This window comes from Prolixibacter bellariivorans ATCC BAA-1284 (assembly GCF_000621705.1).
GTDB lineage: Bacteria > Bacteroidota > Bacteroidia > Bacteroidales > Prolixibacteraceae > Prolixibacter > Prolixibacter bellariivorans.
Window position 1 is genome coordinate 269326 of record NZ_JHXO01000008.1, and the last position, 24813, is coordinate 294138.

A 24813-nucleotide genomic window follows, 5' to 3' on the forward strand; every position below is an offset into this window, starting at 1 on the left:
TCGCATGTTCTCCCAAAGACTTCTGCAGTTGTCCTGACGAGTTCCCGGGTGCTCCAGAAGGCTTCGGAAGTTGTCACAACCACTTACCCGGTTGCACCAAGAACATGTGATGGCTGAATAATTTTTTTGTTAACTTGGGTGAGACTTAAGAATCAATCAAACGAAGGCGGAAATCAAAGATTCAACATAACAAGTACACAATACATTCCTATGTAGATAAAAAAACCGATGCACATTCATATTATCAACACAACATACAGAGCAATCTCAGTAACCTAAAATCAGATAGAAATGATAAGGAAGATCAATAAAATTAAAAATTTTGGGATATTTCAAAACTTCGCTTGGAATGGTTTAAACGATTTCAAAAAGAAAAATCTGATTTACGGTTGGAATTATTCAGGAAAAACAACGCTGTCAAAGCTCTTCCAAAACCTTGAGTTTAAGGATAAGAATAAATATTTCTCCGGTTCAGAGTTTGACCTAACAACTGAAAAAGGAAATACAACTACAACTCATACTCAAAATGATTTAGAAGCTTTCCCCTATGCTGTAAAAGTCTTCAATACCAATTATATCAGACGGGTTTTTACATTTGACGAACCTAACTCTGATATTCAACCAATATCATTTTATCTTGGTGACCCATCGGGTGAATTAGACAAAAAAATTAAGAAATTAGATAAGAATAAAGGTCAATTAGAAAATATTAGAGACAACCGCTATCAAGAGATAGTTGATGAATTTGGGAAATATGACAAGAAAACAGGAAGCAAGTTTACTGATAAAGCAAAGGACATAAGAGAGAATTATTTAGACGGCAAACTGACAAGAGATGATTTTAATATTTCACATTTTAGAAAAATTACTGGTCGTGTAAAAAATGATCTACCTAAATACATTTTATCAAATACAGAAAGAGATAAAATAAAAGCAGATGCTGTTGTAACAAAAGACTTCGAACCACAAAATGAAGATTATAATTTTTCTGAAGGCCTTGAAACACTTGCGGAAAAGGTAAAAACTATTTTAGAAGATACCGCACCAAAATCAATTCCCTTTCCTGAGTTGGACGAGAATCCAGCGTTATTTGACTGGGTTCAAAAAGGTATAAAACTGCACGAAGGAGAAACAGAATGTAAATTTTGCACGAAAACCTTACCTCAAAACAGAATTAAGGATTTAAACTCATACTATTCTAAAAAACTTACAGAAATTCAGGATTCAATTGCAAACACACAAGAAAAGATAGAAGCTGAAAAAGAGAAGTTGAAAATCACATTTCCAGACAAAAAAAACTTGGGAGGTGGTTTTCAGCCAGATTATCAAAAAGCGATAGATAATTACAGTGAAACTGCGAAGAAGTATAAAACCCAACTTTCTATCTTAGAGAAAGATTTAAAACGAAAATCCTCTGATTATTTCAATGATATTCCCGTAACTGAAATTGAAATTATTTCCTTTAAAGAGGATTTTAAGGAAATAAAGAAAGCAGTAAAAGCTCATAATGATTGGTTAGCAGAATTTGACGATAATAAGAAAAAAGCTTTAGATAAAATTTTAAATCATTATGTCGCAGAATATTTACAAGCCGAGGATTACAACAAGAAAGAATCAGATAAAGACGAAGCTGTAACAATTATATCAAATATCAACTCTAAAATTACAACAAATAAAGCTGAAAAATTAGCTCTTGAAGCACAGTTGAAAAGTAGCGTGAAAGGTCAGAAAGAATTAAATGATATTTTAGAAATATTACTTCATCGAAACGACATCAAAATCGAAATCAAAAATGATATATTCACGCTTGAAAGAAGTGGACACCCTGCGAGTAATTTGAGTGAGGGTGAAAAATCAGCAATTGCTTTTGCTTATTTTCTAACAGAACTTAAAGCACTTAGAAACGATGCCCCTCCCAAATTGCCAAACACTATTGTTTTTATTGATGATCCGATTTCAAGTTTGGATAGTAATCACATTTTTCAAGTGCGTTCGTTATTGCAAACTTTTTTCAAAGAAGAAAACTACGCTCAATTATTTATTTCAACACACAATTTTGAGTTCTTTTCAGTTATGTTGGATACGAACTTATTTGGAAGTAAAAACAAAGATACAAATGGAAATAAACGTCCACTATATTTCATAAAAAGAAATGACAATAACTCATCTGAGATAAAAAAACTACCTCTTTCTTTTAGTTCTTATAAATCTGAATATGTCGGTCTATTCCATACGATTAAGGAATTTAATGAATTAGCAGATAAAGAAGATTTTACAAATTTGTTAATTCTTCCTAATGCTGTTCGTAGATTTCTTGAACTATACACTCTTATGAAATATCCGAGTGATTCAGAAGTTGATAATAGAATAAAAAAAGTATTTAATCCAGAAGATAAACCTACTTATAATACAAAATTATTGCATTGGTTTTCACATCAAAATCAATTCGAGAAAGTACAACAACACGATGATAAAATACTACAATTAGAAGATGCCATAAAAGAACTACTTGAACATATTGAAACGAAAGATGAATTACATTGGAAAGGGCTAAATGGAGAATAAAAAAGTATGTTCACTTAATTCGTATAAGTAATGACAAGGGAAATACTAAATATCAAGGCTTGTAGCAGCCTCAAACAACATAGCTGTTTGACTATAAAGAACCGCGCACTCTGCCACTATTTATACTATTTGCCTTTACAATAAGCTTACTAAACAATGAAAACACTCTTCATACAAATCTTTATAGCGACTTTTTTATTTACCAACCATACGTTTCAACAAGGGAAACAAAAGGATGATTTAAGTACTCTGAGAATAGTGAATATTAGAGACACTTTAATAATCGCTTTCCAGGGAACAGATTGTGGTGAATGGGGAGGTCATCGAGAAACGATTTATTTGCAAAGAAATAAAGAGCGTAAAATAACAGCCAGATATCTAAAAGACACGGTTCCTTGCGATATTGTTGAGAAACACGGAATCGGTGTTCTTGATGATGCTAAAAGGGAGGTCATTGTCGATACTTCGAAAGTCCTGAATACAGAAGAAGAAAGACAAATAAGTAATTTCATTAAAAGAGTTTCTGAACTGTACATTGAGGGAGGAAATTGGTATTGGAATTTTGGTGATTATTATACAATTAAAAATACGAATGGAACATTCCTGTTACATTATTGGAATAGCGGAAACAACAGGGAAACTGGCTATCACAATATGATAAAAAAGATTTTTCAAATAACACACAAAAAATGAAATACAGAGAACTAACAATCCTGGTTATCTTACTTCTCACCATTGCGATTTTCTCGTCATTCACTCAGCAAAAAGAGGAAAGGGTAAAAATAACGAAACAAAATCTGATGGGTGCTTACGGAGGTGACGAAGAAACGGAAAACGCCTATTTCGGAATTTATAAAGATTCCATCTACTATCCCGACTCCAACATTTGGATAAAATACCAATTAAAAGGCGACACGATTGTTATAACAAATTATGACAACTCGATTGAAAAGCTTTTAATACTAAAACTGACGACTGATTCTCTTGTTGTAAATAACCTAAACTACGACATGGAGAATCACTTAAACAGACGAACCCATTAAGTTCTGACAAAAAGAAGAATTAAATGATAAAACTGACAACTAATTGACTGCAAATGATTGATGTAAATTCGAATAAATTTTGGTATACATTTTCGATAATCGGGGTAATTATTTTGGGAATAACTGTTGCAATAATACAAACATGGACAGATAGGCAGTATGAAATTGTAGACACCGAAACAATGATAAATAGTAAAATATCAAAATGCAGACCTGATCATGGAGCAAGTTACGTTGAACTGACAAATAAAAGAAAAATCCTCATCCCACAATGCACAAATTATTCATATTCTAAATCTGGATTATGTGACATAATAAAATCAGGAGACTCCATCTATAAAAAAGAAAATAATGACACAATAATTATTTTAAAGAATCATCAGAAATTTATTTTTACGGTCGGAAAAGCTCTAAATGTTCCAAATTGGAAATAAAGCTTAAGTTGCTAACCATTTGTCACATGACAGGCGGACGATTTTAAGTTCGACAACTGAATCTTTACACACATGAAAAACTTCGAAGGAAAAACGGCATTGATCACCGGAGGCGCTTCCGGCATCGGGAAACTGATGGCCGGCATCCTGTTGGATCAAAAAGCCCGGGTCATCATCTGGGACCTCAACCCCGAAGGAATTGATGTAACCATTGGGGAGTTGTCTGCCCGCGGTTCCATTGCCGGTTACCGGGTGGATGTGGCCAATGTGGAGCAGGTCAAAGAGACCGCTCAAAAGGTAAAGCAGGAACACGGTGTGGTGGATGTGCTCATCAACAATGCCGGTATCGTGGTTGGGAAGTATTTTCACGAACACACCACCAGCGACATCCTGAAAACCATGGAGGTCAACACCAACGCCCCCATGCTGGTTACCCGGGAGTTCCTGGGCGATATGATGAAGCAAAACTCGGGGCACATCTGCAACATTGCCTCATCGGCCGGGATTGTTTCCAACCCGAAAATGGCCGTGTATGCCGCCAGTAAATGGGCCGTTACCGGTTGGTCGGACAGTCTGCGCCTGGAAATGAAACAGCTCAAAAAGAATATCGGCGTCACCACCATTATGCCCTACTACATCAACACCGGCATGTTCGACGGGGTGCAATCACGCATCCCGATTCTGAAACCCGAACCGACGGCCCGCCGAATCATCAAAGCCATGAGAAAAGGGAAAAAGATGGTTACCTTCCCGCGGTACATTTACCCGCTGACCCGCATCAGTCAGGGGCTGTTTTCGACCAATGGCTTTGACTGGCTGGCCAGTAATGTATTTGGAATTTATAAAACAATGGAGCATTTTAAGGGACGCAAATCATAACGTTTGGAACACAACACGATGAACGATACAGCTGAACAGATCATTGTTGACAAACTGGAGAGCCAACGGGCTTATTTCGCCACCCACGAAACCCAGGATATCCGTTTCCGGTTAACGCAGCTTCGCCAGCTCAGGCAAGCCATCGACCAATACCGGGAGAAAATAGAACAGGCATTGTGGGTCGATTTGCACAAGTCGCCCGAGGAAGCCTTTCTGACCGAAATCAGCATTGTGACGGGCGAAATCGATAACCACATCAAGCACCTGAAGAAGTGGGCCAAACCGAAACGTGTTTCCACGCCCATTCAGCTGTTACCGTCATCAAGTAAAATCATTTACGAACCACTGGGAGTCGCCTTAATCGTGGCCCCGTGGAACTACCCGTTTCAGTTGTTGATCAATTCGCTAGTGGGCGCTATCTCAGCCGGCTGCTGCAGTATCTTAAAGCCATCGCCCGATGCGCCAACCATTGCCCGCGTGATGGAAGAGATGATTCACGAGCATTTCGCCCCGGAATATGTGAGTGTTGTTCAGGGAGGAAGAGAAACCAACACCCGTCTGTTTGCCCAACGTTTCGACATCATCTTTTTCACCGGCAGTCCGAAAGTCGGGAAAGTGGTGATGGAAGCCGCGGCCAAACATTTAACGCCGGTGGTACTGGAACTGGGCGGTAAAAGTCCCTGCATCGTGGATGCAGATGCCAACCTCGATATCGCTGCCAAACGTATCGCCTGGGGGAAATTGATCAATGCCGGGCAAACCTGTATTGCTCCCGACTACCTGCTGGCCCACCAATCGGTGAAAGACGAGCTGCTGGATAAAGTAGCCGAAAACATCCGGTCGATGTACGGTCCCGACATCCAACAAAGCCGGTTTTATCCGCGTATCGTCAGTGAACGGGCCATGGAACGGCTGACCGGATTGTTGGAGCAGGGAACCATTCATACCGGCGGAGAAGTGGATACCAGTGAAAAGTACATCGCCCCCACCATCATCGATGATGTTTCACCCGATTTCAGGATTATGCAGGATGAAATCTTCGGTCCCATCCTTCCGGTGATGACGTTCGAACACATTGACGAAGCCATTGAGTACGTGAATAAAAACGAAAAGCCCCTCGCCTTCTACTATTTCGGCAAGAACAAACAGGCCAAAGAAGTTTTATCCCAAACGACCTCCGGCGGTGGCTGCATCAACGACACGCTGATGCACATTGCCAATCACCATATGCCCTTTGGCGGCGTTGGTAACAGCGGCACCGGCAACTACCACGGCCGGGAGAGCTTTCTGGCGTTCAGCAATCAGCGCTCCATCGTCTCTTCCCCCACGTGGATTGACTTGCCCTTCAAATATGTGCCGTTTAAATACTTTTGGGTACTGAAGAAAATATTGAAGTAAAGCCGGGTTGCGGCCGCCGACGCTACAGGAAAAACCATATCAGCAGATAGTCGTAAATTTGCTTAGTGCAACATTCATCAGCGGCTCACACAGCATCCGATTAAAAAATGAGAGAATTCAAACGCTTCATAGAAAAATACACGACCGTACCTGACAATGAATGGAACGCGATACGTCAGGCCTTTACCCAACGAGAATTTACGAAGAACGAAATCATTCTGCAGGAGGGTGAAATCTGCCGGCATTTCTATTTTCTTGAAAGCGGTTTGCTGCGTTACTTCTACAATCACGATGGCAAAGAGGTCGTCAAAACATTTACTTTTCCTCCCTATTGTTTTACTTCCGAAGCCAGTTTCATTAACCGGCGCCCTTCACTCGAAAACATCCAGGCATTGGACGATTCAACGGTATGGCAAACCAACTACGAGCAGTACAGAGAGCTGGAAAAACTGTCGTCGTGGAAGAGGTTCACCAATGGCCTGCTGAACGAATTTGACATGTTCTCGAAACTGATGATCATTCATCTGAAAAGTCAAACGCCCGAACAACGGTATTCCTGGTTGACGCAGAATTATCCGCCATCACTGCTTCAAAAAATACTACAAAAGGATATGGCTTCTTTTCTGGGCGTGGCACCGCAGTCGTTTTGCCGCATCAAAAATAAGTTGCAGGAAAAAGCCAAAAGTTAACTTAAGTGAAGAGAGGTATGAATTAAAACCTGAAAATTTGTCTCTACATAAAACGGATAGAAATGGCAGGTTTTAAGACAATCCATGTGCCCATGTGGGACCAAATGCAGGTATTCTGCAAGCATATTGCCGATCATCAGATACGGTTGGTTCTCCATTTCGACGGAACACTCGATGAGAAAACGTTAAGGGAGGCCGTACAAGTGACTGCTGAAAACAACCCGATTGTTTTTTCTCATTATGTCGAAGGTAAGAAAGGGATACGCTGGGAGTTTGCCGAAATGAATGTAGATGACATATATTCTTTCCAGGAATCCCACGAGCCAGAGCAATTATTGCAGGAAACCATTTTAAAACCCATCAACACATTTACCGGTCCTCAACTGGCTATATCGTTAATCCGATCGGAAACGGATAGCTTACTACTCAACTGCAACCATGCCATTTCTGATGCCGCCGGGGTAAAGGATTTCATATACCAGTTAGCTGAGAATTACAGCCGTCTGTCGCGAAACAAACCCGTTGAGCAGTCAGACTACACACCAGCGCGTAGTTTAAAAACCCTGTCGAAGAAATTAGGAGTGAAAGAAAAGCTTTCCGTTCTGCAAGTGATGCTATCCGGTAAAAAAGATGCTCCGACCTTCCGGAGAACGATGGAATTGGATAGTGTGCAGAACCCGGGGTTTACCACCTACACCCTCGAACCAGCTGAATTTAAAAAGCTCAGGGAATTCGGTCAGCAACATTCAGCAACCATGAACGATCTTCTTTTGGCAGTGTACTATTACACGTTGAAAAAGACGCTACCGAATACTAACAAGACCAATCGAATCACCTATTCATCTGATTTGAGACGGTACCTGAGTGATGCAGATTATGATGTGTTATCGAATTTTTCGGCCATTCACAACATCGATGTCGATAATTCGATAGACGATTTTGTCGGTTTGCTGAAAGAAATATCAACCATCACCAGGACACGGAAACAGATGAAATACAGTCTGGCCGATTTTCCTGCGATGGCTGCCCTGTTTAAAACGATACCCTATTCAAAACTCAAAGGCATATTTCACAAAGAATTTGACAAGATAAAGGAAGGTAAATCGGATTCGTCTCCAAGTTTAAGCAATACAGGAATCATTGAAGAGAGCAAAGTAGCTTTTGATACGCTCACTCCCAGTCGGGCCTACATGTTGGGAGGAGTCAATCATCCGGGCCTGTTGCAACTAGTGGCATCGACTTATCAGAATCACCTGACACTATCCATCGGCTCGTATTTCAATGAAAAGAATGAGGTATTCATTTCTGACTTCCTGGAAGAACTAAAGAAGACCATTCGTCAGGAAGTGTTGCAGAGTCAGGGAATTAAATGAAAAAAGCACCAAAGAGGCTTTCTTACAACCGCTTTGGTGCTTTGGAACGACCGGTATGATACCCCGGTTATTTTTTACCGCCTAACAATTTTTTCGAAAGAGGTTTTACCCAGAGTGTTTCGAGCAATACGGAAATCAATACGGTCATAATGGTGGCCGAGAGAATTATTTCACCCCAGTAAATCAGGGTCTGGTCATGACTCATAAACCCGATATTGAGGGGAATAGCCGCCAAAGCTGCCGGAACCACTCCTCTTGGCCCTTCCAGTGAAATAAACAAATATTCTTTCCAGTTCCATTTTTTCAACGGCACGATGGCTAACGCAGCAATGGGACGGGCAATAAAAACAACCCCTAAAGCAATGATAGCACCTTTCAATAAGGTTTCGTTGAGAACGGAAATATTAACAGTGGCACCGAACAAAATAAAGATGAACACACTGGCCAAATCAGAGATAATTTCGTTAAAGTGCATCTCCTCATCAACAAATTTATTGAATCCTTCGTGCTCATTCCATTTCTTAAACAGGATGGCGTGATTTCCGAAGACAATCCCGATGATGGTGGCCACCAGGTATCCCGATGACTGAGCAGCTTCACCGACCAGGAACCCTCCGAATGCGATGGAGATACCAAATATCTGAGGAAACAGTCCCGGTTTCAACCAACGGATGGTCCAGTAACCAAGCACCCCCATTCCCAGTCCCAGCGCCAGGGATGAAACAATCACATAGAGGAAGTAAATCACTCCGGCCGGATAAATGGATGTGTACTGTGCGATATTTTCGATGAGATGCGCCTGGTCGGCATGGGGAGCCACCATGGCAATGGCCAGGGTACTCAACACAATCGCCAGCGGATCGTTGAAAATAGATTCGGTGACAATAACGGTTTTGATGTTCTCATCCACCTTGTTCTGCTTGAACAGGGGAATCAACGTAGCCGGGTCGGTCGCAGCCACAACGGTTCCGAAAAGCATTCCGGCTCCAAAGGGAAGATTGAACAGATAAGAAAACAGGAAACCACTGACTGCGGCCGTTAAAATCATTCCGACAGTAGCCATTATCCCGATGGTCGCAATGTGCTTTTTAATCATGGACCACTTCAGATTATGTCCTTCAGTATACAAGATGAGGACCAGTCCCAGCACACGGGCATAGTTAAAAATGGTGTGCCCCTGGTCATTCGGAATCAATCCAAAAACAGGTCCAAATAAGAAACCCAGAACAATCAGTATCGGAATAGAGGAAATATGCACTTTTTCACTCAGCAAAAACGCAAAAAATCCGAGCGTCATGACGGAAATAATGGTTAAGTCAATAAGATCTGTATGCGACATTTTATGGTTCTTTAATCTGGTTATATACAATTATAGAATCATCCGATTCCGGTATTCACTATAACAATTTTCAACTCAAAAAATCAGGGTACAAATATAAAAAAGCTGGTAGATTGTTTCTAAATAAGATGGCGATTTTCGATAAAAATGTTTTTAAGCACAGCAGACATTGAGCATCCTGATTTTCGGCAACGGAAAATCACCGTTAATCACTTCAGAAAATAATGATTTGACTTTGTCGATTTGCCTTTCGTTGAACTCCACTGCCCGTTGAACAGCATTCGATCGATATACATCAAATTCAGCGTATCTTTGAACGATTTATAAAAGAAAAACATGTCATCAAAAGAAAATCGGAAAAAGGAACCCAGATTGCATTCCCGAAACAGAAACCGGGAAAGATACGATATACGCGCATTAGTCACTTCGAATCCAGAACTGGCAAACCATATAAAGCCCAATAAACTGGGAGAGGATTCCATCGATTTTTCAAATCCTGTTGCGGTAAAAATCCTCAACCAATCGTTACTCAACCACTATTACGGAATAAAGAACTGGGATTTCCCCGATGAAAACTTATGTCCGCCCATACCTGGAAGAGCCGATTACCTTCATCATATGGCCGATTTACTGGGCGAAAACAATTTTGGCACCATTCCCAAAGGCCGTAAAATTACTTGTCTTGATATTGGCGTTGGGGCCAATTGTATTTACCCGATAATTGGCGTTACGGAATATGACTGGAACTTTATTGGATCGGATATCGAGCCCAAATCACTTGAGTCGGCAACGAATATTGTCCGTGCAAATCCAACGCTTAACGGAAAAATAGAGTGCAAACTGCAAGTAAATCCTGCGGCCATTTTTCACGGAATCGTTGGCAAAGAAGATAAAATTGATTTATCGATATGTAATCCGCCTTTTCATTCTTCATCTGAAGATGCGCAAAAAGGAACGCGAAGAAAGATTAAGAACCTATCGGGAAAAAAAGTCAAAGACCCGACACTTAATTTTGCCGGAATTAGCAATGAACTCATATGTGATGGTGGAGAATATCAGTTTATTCATACGATGATTCGCGAGAGCAAAGAATTCGGAAAAAACTGCTATTGGTTTTCAACGTTGGTATCAAAACAATCCAATCTCAAGGGAATATATAAGGCACTCGAAAAGTTTGAAGCAAGCCAGATTAAAACCATTCCCATGGGAACAGGAAACAAATCGACGCGGATTGTGGCCTGGACATTTCTGTCGAAGGGAGAACGAAGAGATTGGGCTCAAACCAGATGGAGAAAACAAGATTTAGAACAATGATAATTTTGTTCTTAATAACTGTTTATATTCAGGTTTCGGAAGGTTCACCTGCCCTTCATTGATGTGAATATCAATCTCACAGCCGGGCAGGCAACTAATAAGAAATATGTACCTCTGATTTATCTGTAACAGATAATTATACCCCAACAAAAAATATTGATATAAGCTCAGAAGTAAAAAAATTAGGAGAACTAAAATAGAACTCCTAATCAATTTTATCGTTGCACACCTGTTCCGCATTGGGAAGAGTGCTGTCATTGTCACTAGGCATTGTAGTTACCCTTTCACCTTTTCGATCATGTGATTGATGACATGGGTATGCTGGTTTTGTGGACTGAACATGACGATCTCTGCATCGGCATTGACCTTTACGTTATGTCCCGACGGCCAGTAAAAAAGGTCTTTTGCGCTGACCGTCTCCTCAACGCCATGCGCATCAGTGGTCGTAAGTTGACCTTTCAAAACATATCCCCAGTGAGGGCACTGACACAAATTCCCTTCAAGTCCCATAAACAAGGGAGTTGTATCGACTCCTGCAGAGAGACTGAAGTACTCGCCGCTAATCTTTCCTAATCCGCTTGCATCGCCAAAGTCAGTTCTCTGACGAATAATTGCTCCGGGAATCTCCATTTTGACTTCAATGTCGTCTTTTGCAATTTTCATAATTATTTCTCCTTTTTCGTTTGGATGAAATTATCCATTTGGGGAAGATATTGCTGCATCCATTTCAGTCAACAATGGATTAATCAACTAATATACCAAACATTACAAAACACTGAATGTTCATTTTCGGCAAGATACTACTTCAAAAAATCATATCTACAAAGACATGATAGCCCACAATACTATCTAACAATATATAAAAACGACTTCGATGATAGCAGGAAATCAATCAACGTACAATGTCCGTTCGGATGTTTTCCTGACAGGCACAACTATTCATCTCCACCACCTGAAATATTGAAAGAGAATCAGACTTCCCGGGATTCCATTTCATTCAGGGCAAACTCAACTTACCGGCAGCGTAAACCAGAACTCCGAGCCCTCTCCTTCTACACTGCTTACATGAATTTCGCCGCCATGCATTTCCACGAACTCCCTGCACAGGAACAATCCCAGTCCAGTCCCCTTTTCGTTACTGGTTCCCGGCAGACTATCGATGGTTTGGTTCTTAAATAGCTGCGCCATCCGCTCGGGCGAAATACCGATGCCATTGTCTTTCACCGAAATTTTCACCTGACCATCTTCTTTCTCAACGGACAACTCGATGGTTCCACCTCGTCGGGTGAACTTCAGGGCATTATTCAGCAAATTGACCAACACGATCTGAAGCAAGTTCCTATCAGCATCCACCATCAATTCAGCCCCAGCGTTAACGTGGAATTGAATCTCTTTCATCCGGGCCTGATTATCGAACATCGATTCCACCTCAGTCAGCAACCGGGTCAAATCAAATTCTTCTTTGTACAATCGAATCGTATGTTGCTGCGAGCGGGCCCAGGTTAGCAAATTGGAAATGAAGCGATAGGTTTCTTCCGAGGTTTTCTGAATCAAACGGCCGTTGCTTTTGGCTCTTTTCAAATCTTCTTCTTCCAAATCCTCCATCAACAGCTCGCTGGTTCCAAGCAAGACGTTAAATGAACTGACCAAATCATGTGAAATAATGGAGAGAATTTTATCTTTCGACCGGTTCGACTGCAACAGCTCGGCGCTCAAACGGGAAACCGTCCGGTGCCGCAGAACGAGAACAACCGACAACACCAGTAGCAATACAATGATTATTATGCCATAAATCTGGTCCTTCTGTTTTGCTTTTAAATCCTGATGAACACGATTTAACTGCTCCGCCATCTGAAACCGGTCCTTAACTTCGGACAAGGTTTGATACTGCAAAACCGAGAACAACGAATCGTAAGTAGCCACATAATTCTGGTAGTTCCCGGAAGACTTACGGAACTCTTTTAGCTGGTGATAGAATTCGCCCTTGGTTTTGTAAACCTTCAGAATAATCGGCGTAAGTTTCGATTTCCGGGCATTGCTCAGAGCTTCATCCAGCATTTGTTCCCCTTCTTTCTCTTTTCCTGTATTCGCCAACACTTTCGCCATTCCCAACTGACTGTCGATTTCGCCAGTCGGATTCTTTCTTTCCCTGCACAATTTCAATGCGCCTTTGAAATACACATAGGCTGAATCATATTGAGCTTTTCGCAAAAAAACATCGCCCATTCCCTGCATGGAATAAGCCATGTAGTTCTTGTTATTAATCTGTTTGTGCTTTTCCAGCGACCGTCTGAAATAATGCATGGCCGAATCTGTTTGTCCCTTCAGGAACAAGGTCCGGGCAATCTCGAGGTTGGCTGAGGCAATCCCGGTGGAATCGTTAAAAGTTTGTCGAAGGGCAATTGCCTTCCGGAAGTAATCGAGCGCCGTACCGTATTTTTCGTTGATACGGCTCAGCTCCCCCATGTTGATGTAGCTATACGCGATACCGGGCGCATTATGCAAACGCTCGAATATGGCCATCGATTTTTTGGCATACTCAAATGCCAGCGGAATATTTCCAATCTTATAAAATGCGTCGCCCAGATTGTTGTACACATAAGCTATTTCCACCGAATCCTTCACCTGCAAACTAAGGGGCAGCCCCAGGTCGTAATACGATATCCCTTTTTGAATTTCATACTTGTAATGCTGATACAGGACGCCGACGTAATTGTACAGCGTGGCCAGCTCTTTGTCGTAGCCTTCCGCTTTGGCAATCTTAATACCTTGCAAGCCATACTTAATCGCTTTGTCAGTTTGCCTCTCCCGGTTTTGCCAACACAACCTTGAAAGTTCCTTCACCTGCTCCCGTTTGGAAAGGCGATCGAGTTGCTTCAATTCACCGGAAGGACTATTTTGTCCGAAGAGTGGTGAACTACCCGAAAACAACAGAAGATATATAGTGATATACAACAGTTTCCTGCTCATAGAATGCTCCCAGTTTGCACCAAAGATAAAAATTAAACGTGTTGAAATAAACGGTTTTTCCTTTCCAATATTGTCATACAGACGTCTTTCAACAGGAAACCTGACCCCAAACAGGAATTATTTAAACGAGGGATTATTCTGAAAAATCAGAAATAATCCCTCTCAATCATAGAATTACAGCTTTTTCCCTATATAGAAAACATAGCCGTAATACGCTTTGTACTTGCCATATAACCTAGTCTCATGCCGTTGATTGGCAATGAACTCCTCTGCCATTGTATCGCCGGCATTTTTCTTCAGAAAAGCTTCCTGTGCAGCCACCTGCGGCTTATAGAAATGTTCTGTCCAGCAGTTTTCCGGGAGGATAAAAGTTGCTACCGGAATGTAGCCGGCGTGTTGCATTTGAGCCACCTTACGGGGAATCGTGTCGATCTCAGGATATGCATCCTGCCAAAACGTGTCGATCTCAGCAGGACGTTCGTCAGTAAACCACGAAGCCTCGGAAACAGCGATATAGCCACCAGTTTTTAGGAATTTCCGCCATTCTTTCAGACCCCGTTCGAAGCCGATGTTGTAGATTGCGCCTTCCGACCATATCAAGTCCAGTTCTTCTTCCTGAAAAGGAAGATCATCCATGGAACCAACGATACCTTTTATCCGATTTTGAAGATTCAGCTTACGGGCATTTTCATTGAACTGGTTCACAAACCTTGGAAACAGGTCGACACCGGTAATTTGTCCCGGAGCATGCTGCGCCAGCACCATCGTCTGGCCGCCTGTTCCGCAACCAATGTCGACAATACGGGACTCGTTCGTCAGGTTATCAACAAAGCTCAAAGCCTTTGCGGTTATTTCAGGACTGCCGGGTCCTTGTCGTTCAACGGTGGCAAAATATTCGCAGATTAAATTCAAATCGAATTCGTGAATGGATTTATTTTCGTTACTCATAATGTTTAAATTTTAGATACCTGAAACCTCCGCACAAGAGCACAATACTCACTTACAGTGGATCAGAAAATGATTTACTATACGGACATGAAAATAACTCCGGCAGGACTGCCTGAGTTTCTTAAGGGATAACCCTGGGCAGAACACCTAGGATTATTTACTTCACCAAATCCATTTTCAATTTAAACATCCAACGTTTTTAGACGGAATAAAGGTAGGGATTTTCCAGCTACTGGTTATCAGCCCAATGAAATTCGTTTCACCTTTTTCGAAAAAAAATGTAACGATTCATCAGTTGCCAGTCTAATCGAATAGAAATAAATAATCAAAAACGAACTAATGAAAAAGCCGATACGCATCTTACTCTTCCTGACATTTGGAGTTGGAACCCTTCAACTCCTGTTTAGCAGAATATTCAGTGAAAATCTGAATGATTTCCTGCGGGGATTTCTGGTCGGACTCTCTGTTGTGTTAATCATCAGTGGCGCAATTTACCTGACACGATGTGCCGTCAAAGGGGAACATCCGTTGAGAGCAGGCAAATGAGGTTAATTGAGCATATTCTTACCAGTTCTTCAACAACTCGGCAATCACAAAGCCCAGGTAGTTGCCAATCGCATAGCCAATAATTCCAACGGTAAGGCCGGGAACTACTATGCGACGATTATGGAGCGCTCCGGCGACTACCGGCACGAAGGGTGGGCTGCAAATCAATGCCGTACTGGTAATAATCACCGTGTCCGTATCGATTTTGAAGATGCGCGACAGGATGACCTGCAGAATGAGTGACCCGAAAATCACCATCGTGACGTAGTAGAACAACGTCGGTGCACCGTTAATCAAATCGGGAATACTTACCATGGATGCCACCACCACGGAGAACACCAGCACCAGGTACATTCCCAATTCAAACGATTTCTCGATGCGGTTGAATGCCGGCACAAACGAAGCGCCCAGTCCCAGCGTGGTTATCAACAACATCACTACCGGAACCTGGTAGCTTTCGGGAAACAGAAAGGAAGCGCCTCCAGCTAATGCGAAAATGACGACTGCCAACGCAAACGCCTTCAACAACGGGATGTATTTGTCGTGCTTCAGCATGCCCCAATAAGGGTCGGTTCCATCCAAATCGTTGAAATCATCATCGATAGCAGCTACTTTTGGTGTAGCCGGTAATACCCAATTAAAAACCCGCTGCCCTATCGAAATCAGAAAGAAGAAATAGGCTCCGGAAATGATCATATCGCTCGTATGCGTAATGAGGTAATGCGTATCGTCGACACCCAGCATAAACTTCAATGATGCGAGGTTAGGCGTGCCGCCGGTATACACGCCAATCAGCAGGCCAGCAATCTTCCACAAATCTTTTTCCTGCCCCCGTAAAGTTAAATACCCAATGACCACAATCACAGTAACGCTAAAAATCCCGATGAGCATTGCAACCATAGTACGCCTGGCCAGATGCGCTGCATCGCGCAGATTGGCCGAAAAAAGCATCAGCGGAATGGCCAATGGAATCACAATGGCTGTAAGCGCATCCTGAATGCCATGGCTCCCTTCGGGCAAAATTGGCAGGTTACCCAACAACAATCCAATCAGGTAAGCCACCACTACCGCCCCCAGCTTATTCACAAACTTGTATCGGTGATTCAGGTGCAGAACCAGCAACGGAGAAAATAAATAAAAGATAACCAACAGGATTTGTTTCAGGAGCAGCATAAGCTTAAGTTTATGTACAGCAAAGTGGCCGTAAAAATAGAATATTATCCGCATTTCGCCTATTTTCACCGTCATCTTGCGACCAGCAGTGAACCTCTGTAGAAGTTCCCTGTTGAAGGAAAGCACTTGTAGCATTTTCCGCTATTGAATTCTTTTTCAGGAAAAAGTTAACGTTCAACCATATCATGAGAACAGCGATAATTGCCGGAGCTACCGGCCTGGTAGGTAAAGAACTAGTCTATTATCTTTCCGGTTCACCGGAATACAGTCGGATACACCTATTGGTCCGTCATCTGACTGGAAATACCAATGAAAAAATCATTGAGCATCTGATTGATTTTGACCAGCTACAAGACTTCTCGTTGGAAGAACGTATCGACGACGTTTATTGCGCGCTGGGCACGACCATGAAAAAAGCAGGTAACAAGGATGCCTTCCGTAAAGTTGATTTGGAATACGTGGTGACGCTGGCCCGTCGGGCCAAAGAGCTGGGGGCACACCGATTCCTGGTCGTCAGTGCCATGGGTGCCGAGCCCAAATCGATGTTTTACTACAACCGCATCAAGGGAAAGATGGAAAAAGCTGTCAGTAAGCTCGGAATTGAAACCACCGTTATTGTTCGTCCTTCTCTCCTTTTGGGTGAACGAAATGAAAAACGTTTTGCCGAAGAAGTCAGCGCGGTATTCATGAGGATTCTACGACCGTTCATCCCAAAGAAATACCGGGCCGTTGCAGCCGAAAAAGTGGCCGGAAGCATGTATCACATGGCATTGACTGCAACACCGGGATTGCACATACTGGAATCGAAAGAAATCGAGGATATAGAATAATCTCCTGCCGGGAAAAATCAGGTTTTGTAGAACGAGGGTGTAAAAATGGCCAGCACTGACAGTATCTCCAGACGGCCAAGGATCATATTGAACGAAAGGTAATATTTTCCGAAATCGGTTATCCCGGAAAAGTTATTAGCTGGTCCTACTTTCCCCAAGCCCGGACCGATTCCGCCCAGCGTGGTAATCACGCTACTGAATGCCGATTTGTAATCGAGGCCGGTACCCATCATGATAATGGAACCAATCAGGAAAGTCAGGAAATAGATGAAGACAAAGGAGTAAATACTCAGAATGACCCGTTCACTCACCACCTGCTTATTATAGCGCACCTGTACTACCGAATGACGACTGATCATCCGATGGAAAATTCGACGGGCATTTTTTAACATGATAAGGTGACGAGCAATCTTGATTCCTCCACCGGTAGACCCAACACTTGCGCCGATAAACATGATGAAAAAGATGACCAGGATGGCCATGGGTGGCCACTGGCTGTAATCAGCCGATGAAAATCCCGTAGCGGTGATAATGGAAACCACCTGAAAAAGCGATTGCCGGAAAGCTTCCTCCAGGTCGCCGTGATAGAAATGACGAACCTCATTCGCCAAAAAGAGGGAAACCAGGATCAGAATTCCCCAATATACCCGGAATTCCTCGTTTTTGAATACGGCTTTCCACCGTTTATGTACGAAGAAATAATGCAATGAAAAGTTCATCCCCGAAAGGGCCATGAAAACGATGAGAACATATTGAGTATAAGGTGAAAACTGCATCGCACTGGTATTCTTGGTAGAAAAACCACCAGTGGCCACCGTAGCAAACGAATGGCAAACCGAATCGAACCAGTCCATTCCACCCGCCATCAACAAAATAGTTTCTGCGACAGTCAGCACCAGGTAAATAAACCACAAACGCTTGGCCACATCGATGAAGCGGGGCTTGATTTTATCGACACCAAAGAAGGAACCTTCGGCAATCATCAGGTGTTGTCCTCCTACTCTGAAATAGGGCATAATGGCAATCACCAGCACAATAATACCCATTCCGCCAATCCAGTGTGTTTCGGCACGCCAGAATAAAATACCTCGTGGAAGCGATTCAATATCGACAAGAATAGACGAACCTGTGGTCGTAAATCCGGACACCGTTTCAAAGAATGCATCGACAAAACGTGGAATGGAATGACTGAGCAGGTACGGCAAAGTTCCAAACAGCGATATAAAAATCCAAACCAGTACCACCACCAGGAAGCTGTCTCTTAAACCAGGTTCTTTCATCAGGTTGCGCTGGGTTAAGAGCACCATGGCACCTCCTGATACCAAGGTAATCAGAAACGACAAACCAATGGCATGGGCATCAGTTCCACCATATAAAAGAGAGATGGGTACATCGATGAGCATAAATAAGCTTTCGAATATCAAAGCAATGCCCAACGTATTGGTAACCAGTTTAAAATTTATGTCCTTCATTCAAATGCTTGCGATGTGTTGCCTATGCCATTAAAAGCAACCTACTCAGGTTAAAACAAAATTGAAATGAAAAAGCTTACTATCCTCTTTTCAACACGTAGGAGGCGATGAATCGGTTACGTCCAAAGGTATATGTCCCCGAACAAGACCAGAAAAAGAGGAGAAGAAAATATGATAGTCAGCTACCAACAAATATTCATTTTCCAACAGAAGCAAAGCTGACAGTCCGCTTTCGGTATCCGGAGTACTTTCGGCCGGACTGCTCGTTGCATCAGAAAACAAAGCCCAAACCATCGTTGATTTTGCTGGTTCACTTTTCCCGGGATATTGATTCGAAAACCCAACATATATTTTTCCCATCACCTGTATCATACAGGCAAACACGACCAGAACAATACTATGTCGAATGACCTTTCTTTTCATTTTAACGGCGCAAAAATAGAATATTTCCTTCCTATTCAAAGCCACACAACAACTGAATCTAAATCAGAGACCGGTAAGATAAGATTAACTAAACATTGATTTAAGATTCTCGTTCATCAAAATACTTCTGGAAATTCCACCGAAATCTGAATACATAAAAAAGCTCTGCTTTAGACAAAACGTTATTGCTCGCTGAAATGTCTGTACCGTTTACTCAACACTTTCAAATATTTCATGTCAGAGACAAAATCATTAACTTACATTCCAAATCATTAACAGCCTGAATGAAATCAAATTCATTAACAAAAGATTTTCTGCTTTTGTTGGCAGGATTTACCGGGATGATTGGTTTTGGCCTGAACTGGCATATGGCCATTGCAGCCTGGCTTACACCACTGTTTCTACTTGCCTTTATCAGAAGTACGAAAGTCTGGGGCTTTCTTCTCTTCTTTTTGTCATCCGTCGTAGCCGGAAGTATTTCGCGCACCTGTTTTGTCATGAATGGAATGCTGTCGGAACACATTGCCAACGGCCTGTTTTTTGGAGTCGGCTATACGGTTCCCTACCTGATTGACCGACTACTGTACCGAAAACAAAGAGGTTTTTATACCACGCTTATCTTCCCGGCAGCATTTGTCGCTATCGAATACCTGGTAGCATTGATTTTAGGAACCTGGGGTTCCGTTGCACATACGCAATATAATCTTCTGCCTTTCATGCAAATCATATCAGTCACCGGACTCTTCGGCCTAACTTTCTTGGTTTCATGGTTTGGTGCTGTTATCAATTGGGTGTTCGAGAACCGCGAGCATCAAGTGGTCATTCGAAGAGGCATGTGGATTTATGCTATCGTATTTCTACTCGTCTTTTTGTTTGGTGACATCAGACTTTCCTTCTTTTCACCACAGGCTGAAACGGTAAAGGTCGCTGCCATCACAGGTGATACTGATATACAAAAAGTGATGAAGGATGAATCCGAAACATTTCAGCAGTATAAAAAACAAGGAAATTTCGATATTCCTGACCGGATTTTTTCCAATAACCAACATATAGAAAACATGTTGGACCGGACACGACAGGCAACTAATGCCGGAGCAAAAATTATAGCATGGAATGAAATTTCACTGATACTCAACAGACATCAGGTAGAAAGTCTCCTGAGCCAGGTAAAATCCATAGCACTTGCCAGGAAAGTTTATATTTTAACTGCCTTTCTGGAACAAAGCTCCCCGTCATCGGCGAAACCATTCAATAACAAAAGTGTGCTCATTCAACCGGATGGACAGGTTGGTTGGGAATACCTGAAATCGGCATTACATCCAACAGCCGAAGCTCCGATCATTAATCCAGGTAATTTTCGGATACCTACGGTTATTACCCAATACGGCCGGTTAGGCAACGTGATTTGTTACGACATGGAATTTCCCCGTTTCATTCGCCAGGCTGGAAAGCAAAATGTCGATATTATGCTGGTTCCATCCTTCGATTGGCCGGGTATAACTCCGTTACACGCTGAAATGGCCAGCTTTGAAGCCATTCAAAACGGTTTTTCTTTGTTACGCCCAAACGGGCAAGGACTCTCTGCTGCATTCGATTACCAGGGAAGAGTGTTGGCACAGATGAACACACTGACAACCGATTCGAAAATTATGTATGCTGACTTACCCATAAAATCAGCTACGACCATCTCCCCTGTCGTGGGTGACTTACTGGTTTTTCTATCAGTCCTCTATTTGTTTTTTATACTGGGCACTACCGTGAGTAAAAGAAGAAAGAAAACCAAGATATAATCATTAAATGCACCTTGACCATTTTTTCTGATTTGCTAATGAATTAAATACCGAATTGACCAGTGTCTATCCATGCCATACTCAACAACGACCAAAAATCGGTCGCCAATTTGTTGTTCACATATTCATAGGGCATCCAGCCATAGCCTTGTTCGCCCCAGGTTGTTCCCCATGAATTCCTGATAAGGAAAGCACCTGTTGTCGTTTTATTGCACCTGGTGTTTTTCAGTTTCTTGCTGTCGTCGCAACCAATAGCCACGATGGCATGTCCCCATTGTGCCTGTTCTCCCGGACACGGAAAGGGAATTCCGCCAACTACGTCACACGAGTCAAACGAGGGAAATCCCCAGAAACCAAACATCGACGGAATGCCGACTGCCAGGTATTTCTTCACGCTGAGTAGCACATCACCGCCTGCCACATTCGCTCCCTGCGGATCGTGGCAGAAGTATTTCAAGGCCTCGTAATTATCGGCAATGGCGTAAATAAAACTGCCCGGTTCGTTGTCAAAATCAGGATTGGAATCGGTATAAGGCCAAAACTTCTCATCCGGGACACCGCAAAGCACCAACGCTCCCATCGTATTTCGCAACCAGGCACCGGTATCACCGGTCACCTGCATCAGGTTCCGCGTGGTTTTGTAGATAAACAGCCTCGATGCATCTATATATTTGTTGCTTGCCTTCTTTTCAAAATATTCAATTACACCGGCTGCCGCATGGGCTGTACAGGCTCCGAGATTTTTCTGATTCTCGACCGGCGAACACCATTCCCGTAAATCTATTTTTTCGGGAAGCGCTTTCAACTCTTTCCCTTTGGGCAATTTTAGTTTTTTTGCCATATCAGCAATTTCCGGCTTCTTCTCGGTATAATCACGCAGGTCGGGCAGCGGCGGCAACCACCCGGTTCCAACTAACTGGTTGTTTTCAGCTAATTTCACTTGTTTGTACGTTGCATACATTTTTCGTTCCTCCTCTATTCTGGTTAATAAAATAATGGTGGATTAATTCTGCTTCTGACAAACTGTTACGAGTCAGCAAACCAATGGCAGGTTGAGAGAATAGAAATAACGGTGGGATAAATAGTAAATGTACAACTTATGCCACATGATATCAATGCGATACAAAATAAACTACGCTTATTATCATTTACTTTATACTTTTATTGCCTACAAAAGTTAACCAATGTTGCGACTAAAGACTGCCCGATTGAACATCCGGGATGTAGAAGAAAGTGACTTCGACAAGCTTCTTCGCATCTATAACCGGAAGGAAAACATGCTGTATGTTTCTGATGGTAACTATCACTGGTCGAAAGAACAGCTTATTGCGAAATACCGGAAATTCAACCAAACCGTAAAGGATGGCTACGGCATATTCTCCGTGGAATTGAAAGCGACCAACCAATTTATCGGTGAAGCCGGCTTATTTAATTCTTTCGATAATTTATCTGTACTAGAGCTGGGGTATATTATCGATTCAGTATTCTGGCAACAAGGCTTTGGAACGGAAATCTGCCAGGGACTAATCGATTATGCATTTGGTAACCTGAAAACGAAACGGCTGATTGCCCGAATGTATGCAGCGAATCTATCTTCAATAAGAGTTTCAGAAAAGTGTGGCATGAAAAAAGTCAAAAATGGATTTACCCCGAATGGCCGGGAATTCCTCGAATACGCGATTTCGCGGTAGCGGCAAAAATCGCTAATCCCTAATTGATTCCCACATATTTCCTATCCATCAGGAATTCATCAATTTAAAATCATTCAAGGGGGCTCAAGCGCGAATTTTGATAATTTTAAGGCAGTAACCGAACTTATGAAAATGAAACGTAGCCTTATATTCTATTCCCTTGGCGGGATAACACTCATTGCCATTGTTTTCTTTGTTATCCGCACGATCTCCAATTCCGGTTATGCCACGCAACTACCGGAAATTCCCAGGATAACATCATCAAATGAAGCATTAAAAGAGCAGATTACTACAGCTGCTGAAACAGCTTCACGAAAACCGACTGCCGAAAATATCGGCAAACTGGGAATGGTGTACCACTCCAGCGCTTTTTACGAAAGAGCAGCGCAATGCTATCGGCTGGCAATGAAAAGAGACCCAAAAAACTGGCGATGGCCCTATTATCTCGGTTACCTGGACAAAGAAATGGGAGATTCCAAATCCGCCATCGATAACTTCCGGAAAGTAATCGCCATTAACCCAAACATTTACTACGCATGGTATTATGCAGGCGAAGCATTTCAAAACCTGAACTATAACGAGCAGGCCGAAGTTTCATACAAGAAACTTGTTTACACAAACTTCACATCTTCTGCAGAGTCCGAAATATCGAACAGAATGGATTTCTTTCCATTAAATACTTACGCACGGTACCAACTGGCCCGGATTTACCTGAGCACGAAACAGCTCGATAAAGCGGAAGCTATTCTGAATGAAATCATCAGCGACCAACGTTCTTTTGGACCGGCTTACCGGTTGATTGGCAACCTGTATAATGCCAAAGGTGATTCGGCATGGAGCAAATATTACATTATCCGGGCAAACGATTTGGTTCCCTACGCCGCTCCGGTGGACACCATTGCCGACAAACTGGCTATGCTTTCCCGGTCGGAAATGTACCTGCTAAAACAGATTGATGAGGCGGAAAAGTCAGCAAACATTGAATGGACTAATAATCTGGTCAAGCACGCGATGACCTACCTGCCCGAGAATCAATACCTGATTTCCAAGGCGCTAAAGATCCATCTAAAAATGGATCAAGGACAAAAGGCTATTGAATTGGTCGATAAACATTTGGTCGCTTACCAGAACCAGTTCACCGAAATTCAGGAAGTAGCCAACCTCTTTTTCGATAAACGCTTGTATGCTCCTGCCGCCCGTTATTATGCGCAAGCAGTGAAATTAAAGCCCAATGATGTGAAATTGCAATCGCGGTTAGCCATTAGCCAATGGCAATCGGGACAAAAAGAAGAAGCACGTGATTTGACTCAGCAACTATTGAAAAACGGACAACCGGACCAACTGGCCAGCGGTATCAACCTGTTACTCATGTTTGGTGAAATACAGCAGGCTCAGAGGTATTTAAACACACTGAAGATGATAGCTCCATTGTCGGCACAAACGCAGCGGATGGAGGGCCTAATGTCAGAATATTTGGACCGCCCGGCGCAAGCAATCAAGCATTATGAGGCAGCCTTTCAAAAAGAGCCGGAAGATATGACCAATGTAAAGAACCTGATTGAAATGCTGTTCGGTCAGAAAATGTGGAAACAAGCGCTAAGCCGGCTAGGCGAAGCTATGAAAATCCATCCAAACGCCCCTTATGTTTTGGAGCGCACCGGAACATTGCTAGTGACCTGTGAAAATCAAAGCCTGCGAAATGTGAATCTGGGCAGAGAATTGTCCGAAAGGGCTTTCTTTCACTCTACTGCATTACCGGGAACGATGCTTTCTGCCGGAAGAAGCCTGGTACTCGCCTGTGCCATGCAGCAAGACTACACCACCGCAAAAAAATATATGGTGGTTGTGTTGAATTTGGCGAATAACCAAAACCTTCCGGAAGAATACATGAACGACCTGCTGAAAATCAATAGTTCCCTGCAGGCTCATATGTAGC

At 42.6% G+C, this 24813-nt stretch carries 22 protein-coding genes; 14 read left to right on the plus strand and 8 right to left on the minus strand.

Annotated features, from left to right (window positions below):
• Positions 1 to 291 precede the first annotated feature (291 nt).
• From T426_RS25125 to T426_RS0111150, 8 genes are all read left to right on the plus strand, one after another.
• Complete coding sequence (locus T426_RS25125; protein WP_027585703.1) at positions 292 to 2565, plus strand: AAA family ATPase; 2274 nt, start codon at positions 292 to 294, stop codon at positions 2563 to 2565.
• Between the two features lie 156 nt (positions 2566 to 2721).
• Positions 2722 to 3258: a hypothetical protein gene (locus T426_RS0111120; protein WP_025864668.1), complete on the plus strand. Its 537-nt coding sequence runs from the start codon at positions 2722 to 2724 to the stop codon at positions 3256 to 3258.
• A complete protein-coding gene (locus T426_RS0111125; protein ID WP_025864667.1) occupies positions 3255 to 3608 on the plus strand; it encodes a hypothetical protein in 354 nt (117 codons plus the stop codon). Before T426_RS0111120 ends, T426_RS0111125 begins: the two co-directional genes overlap by 4 nt.
• A gap of 53 nt (positions 3609 to 3661) precedes the next feature.
• Positions 3662 to 4042 carry a hypothetical protein gene (locus T426_RS0111130; RefSeq protein ID WP_025864666.1) on the plus strand — a complete coding sequence of 127 codons (381 nt, stop codon included), beginning with the start codon at positions 3662 to 3664 and terminating at the stop codon, positions 4040 to 4042.
• 72 nt (positions 4043 to 4114) lie between these two features.
• Positions 4115 to 4921: an SDR family oxidoreductase gene (locus T426_RS0111135; protein WP_025864665.1), complete on the plus strand. Its 807-nt coding sequence runs from the start codon at positions 4115 to 4117 to the stop codon at positions 4919 to 4921.
• An 18-nt stretch (positions 4922 to 4939) separates the two neighbouring features.
• Positions 4940 to 6319 carry an aldehyde dehydrogenase gene (locus tag T426_RS0111140; RefSeq protein WP_025864664.1) on the plus strand — a complete coding sequence of 460 codons (1380 nt, stop codon included), beginning with the start codon at positions 4940 to 4942 and terminating at the stop codon, positions 6317 to 6319.
• 107 nt (positions 6320 to 6426) lie between these two features.
• Complete coding sequence (locus T426_RS0111145) at positions 6427 to 7008, plus strand: Crp/Fnr family transcriptional regulator (protein ID WP_025864663.1); 582 nt, start codon at positions 6427 to 6429, stop codon at positions 7006 to 7008.
• A gap of 62 nt (positions 7009 to 7070) precedes the next feature.
• The gene (locus tag T426_RS0111150; RefSeq protein ID WP_025864662.1) at positions 7071 to 8381 is read left to right on the plus strand and encodes a condensation domain-containing protein; all 1311 of its coding nucleotides are present in this window, start codon (positions 7071 to 7073) and stop codon (positions 8379 to 8381) included.
• Between the two features lie 67 nt (positions 8382 to 8448).
• Here the strand turns inward: T426_RS0111150 and T426_RS0111155 are convergent, their stop codons facing one another.
• Entirely contained in the window at positions 8449 to 9720 is a 1272-nt protein-coding gene (locus T426_RS0111155; RefSeq protein ID WP_027585704.1) for a cation:proton antiporter, read from the minus strand.
• A gap of 336 nt (positions 9721 to 10056) precedes the next feature.
• Here T426_RS0111155 and rlmF point away from each other — a divergent pair, with 336 nt between their 5' ends.
• Entirely contained in the window at positions 10057 to 11034 is a 978-nt protein-coding gene (rlmF, locus tag T426_RS0111165; RefSeq protein WP_025864661.1) for a 23S rRNA (adenine(1618)-N(6))-methyltransferase RlmF, read from the plus strand.
• A 276-nt stretch (positions 11035 to 11310) separates the two neighbouring features.
• Here rlmF and T426_RS0111170 read toward each other — a convergent pair whose 3' ends face one another.
• The 3 genes from T426_RS0111170 to T426_RS0111180 form a co-directional block, all read right to left on the minus strand.
• Positions 11311 to 11697: a cupin domain-containing protein gene (locus tag T426_RS0111170; protein ID WP_027585705.1), complete on the minus strand. Its 387-nt coding sequence runs from the start codon at positions 11695 to 11697 to the stop codon at positions 11311 to 11313.
• A 345-nt stretch (positions 11698 to 12042) separates the two neighbouring features.
• The gene (locus T426_RS0111175; protein WP_025864660.1) at positions 12043 to 14004 is read right to left on the minus strand and encodes a tetratricopeptide repeat-containing sensor histidine kinase; all 1962 of its coding nucleotides are present in this window, start codon (positions 14002 to 14004) and stop codon (positions 12043 to 12045) included.
• Positions 14005 to 14178: 174 nt separating this feature from the next.
• Complete coding sequence (locus T426_RS0111180; RefSeq protein WP_025864659.1) at positions 14179 to 14952, minus strand: class I SAM-dependent methyltransferase; 774 nt, start codon at positions 14950 to 14952, stop codon at positions 14179 to 14181.
• Positions 14953 to 15291: 339 nt separating this feature from the next.
• Between T426_RS0111180 and T426_RS0111190 the strand changes: the two genes are divergently transcribed.
• The gene (locus tag T426_RS0111190; RefSeq protein WP_027585706.1) at positions 15292 to 15498 is read left to right on the plus strand and encodes a hypothetical protein; all 207 of its coding nucleotides are present in this window, start codon (positions 15292 to 15294) and stop codon (positions 15496 to 15498) included.
• An 18-nt stretch (positions 15499 to 15516) separates the two neighbouring features.
• Here T426_RS0111190 and T426_RS0111195 read toward each other — a convergent pair whose 3' ends face one another.
• The gene (locus T426_RS0111195) at positions 15517 to 16671 is read right to left on the minus strand and encodes a DUF819 family protein (protein WP_169737682.1); all 1155 of its coding nucleotides are present in this window, start codon (positions 16669 to 16671) and stop codon (positions 15517 to 15519) included.
• Between the two features lie 185 nt (positions 16672 to 16856).
• Here T426_RS0111195 and T426_RS0111200 point away from each other — a divergent pair, with 185 nt between their 5' ends.
• Positions 16857 to 17501 (plus strand): oxidoreductase, encoded by a 645-nt coding sequence (locus T426_RS0111200; protein WP_027585708.1) that lies wholly within the window; start codon positions 16857 to 16859, stop codon positions 17499 to 17501.
• Between the two features lie 17 nt (positions 17502 to 17518).
• Here T426_RS0111200 and T426_RS0111205 read toward each other — a convergent pair whose 3' ends face one another.
• Both T426_RS0111205 and T426_RS0111210 read right to left on the minus strand, forming a co-directional pair.
• Positions 17519 to 18973, minus strand: a complete 1455-nt coding sequence (locus tag T426_RS0111205; RefSeq protein ID WP_025864656.1) for a TrkH family potassium uptake protein — start codon at positions 18971 to 18973, stop codon at positions 17519 to 17521.
• A 90-nt stretch (positions 18974 to 19063) separates the two neighbouring features.
• Complete coding sequence (locus T426_RS0111210) at positions 19064 to 19396, minus strand: hypothetical protein (RefSeq protein ID WP_025864655.1); 333 nt, start codon at positions 19394 to 19396, stop codon at positions 19064 to 19066.
• A gap of 284 nt (positions 19397 to 19680) precedes the next feature.
• Between T426_RS0111210 and T426_RS0111215 the strand changes: the two genes are divergently transcribed.
• Complete coding sequence (locus T426_RS0111215; RefSeq protein WP_027585710.1) at positions 19681 to 21186, plus strand: nitrilase-related carbon-nitrogen hydrolase; 1506 nt, start codon at positions 19681 to 19683, stop codon at positions 21184 to 21186.
• A 43-nt stretch (positions 21187 to 21229) separates the two neighbouring features.
• On the opposite strand, the gene T426_RS0111220 is transcribed toward T426_RS0111215, so the two are convergent.
• Positions 21230 to 22147 carry a C1 family peptidase gene (locus tag T426_RS0111220; protein ID WP_025864653.1) on the minus strand — a complete coding sequence of 306 codons (918 nt, stop codon included), beginning with the start codon at positions 22145 to 22147 and terminating at the stop codon, positions 21230 to 21232.
• A 223-nt stretch (positions 22148 to 22370) separates the two neighbouring features.
• On the opposite strand from T426_RS0111220, the gene T426_RS23470 reads away from it, so the two are divergent.
• Positions 22371 to 22877: a GNAT family N-acetyltransferase gene (locus tag T426_RS23470; RefSeq protein ID WP_025864652.1), complete on the plus strand. Its 507-nt coding sequence runs from the start codon at positions 22371 to 22373 to the stop codon at positions 22875 to 22877.
• Between the two features lie 132 nt (positions 22878 to 23009).
• Positions 23010 to 24812: a tetratricopeptide repeat protein gene (locus tag T426_RS0111230; protein WP_169737683.1), complete on the plus strand. Its 1803-nt coding sequence runs from the start codon at positions 23010 to 23012 to the stop codon at positions 24810 to 24812.
• Position 24813: the final 1 nt, after the last annotated feature.